We start from the raw sequence: 5,010 nt of genomic DNA on the forward strand, positions 1-5,010 counted from the left end.
GCCACCCTCGCCTTCGACTACCCGGCCCCCGCCGCCCTCGCCGCCTACCTCGACGGCGAGCTGTCCGACGGCCTCTCCGAGCACCCCGCAGCCGACGACACCTCCGTCGCGTCCGCCGCCGACGAGCCGATCGCCGTCGTGGGGATGGCCTGCCGGCTGCCCGGCGGCGTCCGCTCGCCCCAGGACCTGTGGGAGCTGCTGGCCTCCGGCACCGACGCCATCGCCGGCTTCCCCGAGGACCGCGGCTGGGACCCCGACGCCGTCTACGCCCCCGTGCCCGAGGGCGCCGGCTCCTCCCGCACCCGCGAGGGCGGATTCCTTTACGACGCGGCCGAGTTCGACGCGGGATTCTTCGGCATCTCGCCGCGCGAGGCGCTCGCCATGGACCCGCAGCAGCGGCTCCTGCTGGAGACCGCGTGGGAGACCTTCGAACGCGCGGGCATCGACCCCAGGTCCGTCCGCGGCAGCCGCACCGGCGTCTTCGCCGGACTGGCCTCCAGCGACTACGTCGCCCGCGTCCCCGAGATCCCCGAGGAACTCGCCGGGTACGTGAACAACGGCAACGCCATGAGCGTCGTCTCCGGCCGCGTCGCCTACGCCCTGGGCCTGGAGGGCCCGGCGGTGACCGTGGACACGGCCTGCTCGTCGTCGCTGGTCGCCCTGCACATGGCCGCGCAGTCGCTGCGCCAGGGCGAGTGCACGCTGGCGCTGGCCGGCGGTGTGACCGTCATGTCCTCGCCGCGCCTGTTCACCGACTTCGCCCGCCAGCGCGGCCTCGCCGGCGACGGCCGCTGCAAGCCCTTCGCGGCGAGCGCCGACGGCACCGGCTTCTCCGAGGGCGTCGGCCTGCTCCTGGTCGAGCGGCTGTCGGACGCGCGGCGCAACGGCCACCCGGTTCTGGCGGTCCTGCGCGGCAGCGCGGTCAACCAGGACGGGGCGTCCAACGGACTGAGCGCGCCGAACGGCCCGTCCCAGCAGCGCGTCATCCGCCAGGCGCTGTCCAACGCGGGCCTGAAGGCCGCCGACGTGGACGCCGTGGAGGCCCACGGCACGGGCACCACCCTCGGTGACCCGATCGAGGCGCAGGCGCTGCTCGCGACCTACGGTCAGGACCGCGACGGGGACCGGCCGCTGTGGCTGGGCTCGGTGAAGTCCAACATCGGCCACACCCAGGCCGCCGCCGGTGTCGCGGGCGTGATGAAGATGGTCCTCGCGATCCGCAACGGCGTGCTGCCGCGGAGCCTCCACATCGACGAGCCGTCCCCGCACGTCGACTGGAGCGCGGGCGCGGTGAGCCTGCTGGACCGGGCCATGGACTGGCCCGAGAACGACCGGCCGCGCCGGGGCGGCGTGTCCTCCTTCGGCATCAGCGGCACCAACGTCCACGTCATCCTCGAACAGGCCCCCGCCGACGCGGAGACGCCGGACCAGAGCGTGCCCAAGGCACCCGCCGGCACGGTGCCGTGGCTGCTGTCGGCCCGCAGCGAGCGCGGACTGCGCGGCCAGGCCCGCGCCCTGCTCGCCCACCTGGAGCGGCACCCGGACGCGAACCCGCTCGACCTCGCGTTCTCCCTCGCCACCCGGCGCTCCACCCTCGAACACCGGGCCGTGGTCGTCGGCGCCGGCCATGAACGCCTCACCGAGCGGCTGCGCGCCCTCGCCGAGGGCGAGCCCGCCACCGGCACCGTCCACGGCGGCTTCACCGGCTCCCGCGAGCGCAAGGCCGTCTTCGTCTTCCCCGGCCAGGGCTCCCAGTGGGCCGGCATGGGCACCGAACTCCTCGGCACCTCCACCGTCTTCGCGGACCGCATCGCCGCGTGCGAACGGGCCCTCGCCCCGTACACCGACTGGTCCCTGACCGCGGTCCTGCGCGGCGACGCGGACGCGCCCGGGCTCGACCGCGTGGACGTGGCCCAGCCCGCGCTGTGGGCGGTCATGGTCTCCCTCGCGGAGGTCTGGCGCGCCCACGGCGTCCGCCCCGCCGCCGTCCTCGGCCACTCCCAGGGCGAGATCGCCGCCGCCTGCGTCGCCGGGGCGCTGTCCCTGGAGGACGGCGCCAAGGTCGTCGCCCTGCGCAGCCAGGCCATCGCGAAGGAACTCTCCGGCCACGGCGGCATGGCGTCCGTGACCGCCCCGCACGCCGACGTCACCGAGCGCCTCGCGCCCTGGGGCGACAAGCTGTCCGTCGCCGCCGTCAACGGCCCCTCCACCGTCGTCGTCTCCGGCGACGACACGGCCCTCGACGAACTCCTCGCCGCCTGCGCGGCCGACGGCGTCCGCGCCAAGCGGATCCCCGTCGACTACGCCTCCCACTCCGCCCAGGTCGAACGGATCCACGACACCCTCCTCGCCGACCTCGACGGCCTCACTCCCGTCCCGGGCGACGTGCCGTTCTTCTCCACCGTCACCGGCGACTGGCTCGGCGACGACGACCGCCCGGACGCCGCCTACTGGTACCGGAACCTGCGCCGCACCGTACGGCTGGAGGACGCGCTGCGGGCGCTCCTCGCCCAGGGCCACGACGTGTTCGTCGAGTGCAGCCCGCACCCCGTCCTGACCATGGGCGTCGAGGACACCGTCGCCGACGCGGAGGCCGACGCCGTCGCCATCGGTTTGCTGCGCCGCGACGACGGCGGGGCCGAGCGCATGCTGACCTCCCTGGCCGAGGCGCACGTCCACGGCCTGCCCGTCGACTGGACCGGCGCCGTCGAGGGCGGCCGCCCCGTCGAACTGCCCACCTACGCCTTCCAGCGCGAACGCTTCTGGCTGGAGCCGGCCGGCCACGCCGACCCGGCGGGCCTGGGCACGGCCGTGGCCCTCGCCGCCGACGGCGCCGTCCTCACCGGCACCGTCGGCCTCGCCTCGCACCCCTGGCTGGCCGGTCACACCGTCCACGGCGTCACCGTCGTCCCCGGCACGCTCCTGCTCGAATGGGCCGTGCGCGCGGGCGACGAGGCGGGTCGCGCGACGGTCCACGAACTCACCGAACACACTCCGGTCGTCCTGCCGGAGCAGGGCACCGTCAGCGTGCAGGTGGCCGTCGGCGCGGCGGACGGCGACGGGCTGTGCCCGGTCACCGTGCACACGCGCCCGGGCGGCACGGACGCGCCGTGGACACGGAACGCCACCGGCGCCCTGACCGCCGGACCGGCCGCCCCCGCCGCCCCGATGCCCGTCACCTGGCCGCCCACGGGCGCCCGCCCGGTCGAGCCGGACAACCTCCTCGACACCCTCGCCGCGCACGGCCACGACCACGGGCCGGCGTTCCGCACGGTCCGCGCGCTCTGGCAGGGCGACGAGGAGCTGTACGCCGAGGTCGCCCTGGCCGACGAGGACCGGGCGGGTGCCACCGGCCTCCGCCTCCACCCGGCCCTGTTCCAGGCGCTCCTGACCCTGCGCGACCCCGAGGGCACGCCCGCGCCGCCGTCCGCCTGGCGCGGCGCCACCGTGCTCGCCACCGGCGCCGACCGGCTCCGGGTGCGGCTCGCCCCGGCGGGTGACGACGGCACCGTCTCGCTGACCGCGTGGGACACCACGGGCGCGCCTGTGGCCGTCGTCGACGCCGTGACGACGCGGGAGCTGACCGCCGGCCGGCTCACCACCGCCGGCGGCGCACGCCACGACGCGCTCCACCGCGTGAGCTGGACCCCGCTCGCCCTCGAAACACTGCCGGAGGCCATGGACTTCGCCGTCCTCGGCGACGCGGCCCCGCTGACGGCGGCGCTCGAACGGTCCGGGGCGCCCGTCCGCGCGTACACCGACCTCACCGCCCTCGGCGCGGCCCTCGACGCGGGGGAGCAGGCACCCCGGACGGTGCTGCTGAGGCTCGCCGCCGCAGGCTCCGAGGACGTGCCCGAGGCCGCCCACCGGGTGGTCCGGGACGGCCTCGACCTCGTCCGGTCCTGGCTCGGTGACGAGCGGCTCGCCGGCTCCCGGCTCGTCCTCGTCACCGAGGGCGCCGTCGCCACCGGCCCCGAGGACACGGTGCCCGCCCCGGCCGAGGCCGCCCTGTGGGGCCTGGTCCGCTCCGCGCAGACCGAGCACCCCGGGCGCTTCGTCCTCGCCGACCTCGACGGCGACGACCGCTCCACCGCCGCCCTGGCCCCGGCCCTCGCCGCCGCCGAGGCGGCGGGGGAGAGCCAGCTCGCCGTCCGGGCCGGTACGGTGACCGTCCCGCGCCTGGTCCGCACGGCCCCGGCCGACCTCACGGACACCCCCGTCTGGGAGTGGAACCCCACCGGCGAGGGCACCGTACTGATCACCGGTGGCACGGGAACGCTCGGCGGCCACGTCGCCCGGCACCTCGCCGCCCGCCACGGCGTCCGCCACCTCCTCCTCACCGGCCGCCGGGGCCCCGACGCCCCGGGCGCCCGGGAGCTGTGCGAGGAACTGGCCGGCCTGGGCGCGGAGGCCACCGTCGTCGCCTGCGACGCCGCCGACCGCACCGACCTCGCCCGCGTGCTCGCCGCGATCCCGGCCGCGCACCCGCTCACCGCCGTCGTCCACGCCGCGGGCGTCCTCGACGACGGCCTGCTGGAGAACCTGACCGCCGAACAGGCCGAGCGGGTACTGCGGCCCAAGGCCGACGCCGCGTGGCACCTCCACGAGCTCACCCGCGACACCGGGCTCTCCGCCTTCGTCCTCTTCTCCTCCTTCGCCGGCGTCGCCGGCGGCATGGCCCAGGCCAACTACGCCGCCGCCAACGCCTTCCTCGACGCCCTCGCCCACCACCGCCGCGCCCAGGACCTGCCCGCCGCGTCCCTCGCGTGGGGATACTGGGAAGAATCGAGTGGATTGACGGCCACCCTGGACGATGTGGACCTCGACCGCTTCGCCCGCTCCGGCATGCTGCCGATCCCGACCGGCCAGGGACTGGACCTGCTCGACGCCGCCTCCGGCGTCGACAGCGCGCTCCTCGTACCGGTCCGGCTCGACCCGCGCGCCCTGGCCGCCTCCGCCCCCGCCGGCGTCCCCCCGCTGCTGCGCGCCCTCGTCCGTACACCCGTACGG

Annotated in this window: 1 protein-coding gene; it reads left to right on the forward strand. The window is 76.6% G+C overall.

Annotation, left to right across the window (positions count from 1 at the left end):
* Nucleotides 1-5,010, forward strand: a 5,010-nt coding sequence (locus tag K6I33_RS31730; RefSeq protein WP_229358004.1) for a type I polyketide synthase, incomplete at both ends; no start/stop codon positions are given.

This window comes from Streptomyces sp. UNOB3_S3, assembly GCF_020740895.1.
Taxonomy (GTDB): Bacteria; Actinomycetota; Actinomycetes; order Streptomycetales; family Streptomycetaceae; genus Streptomyces.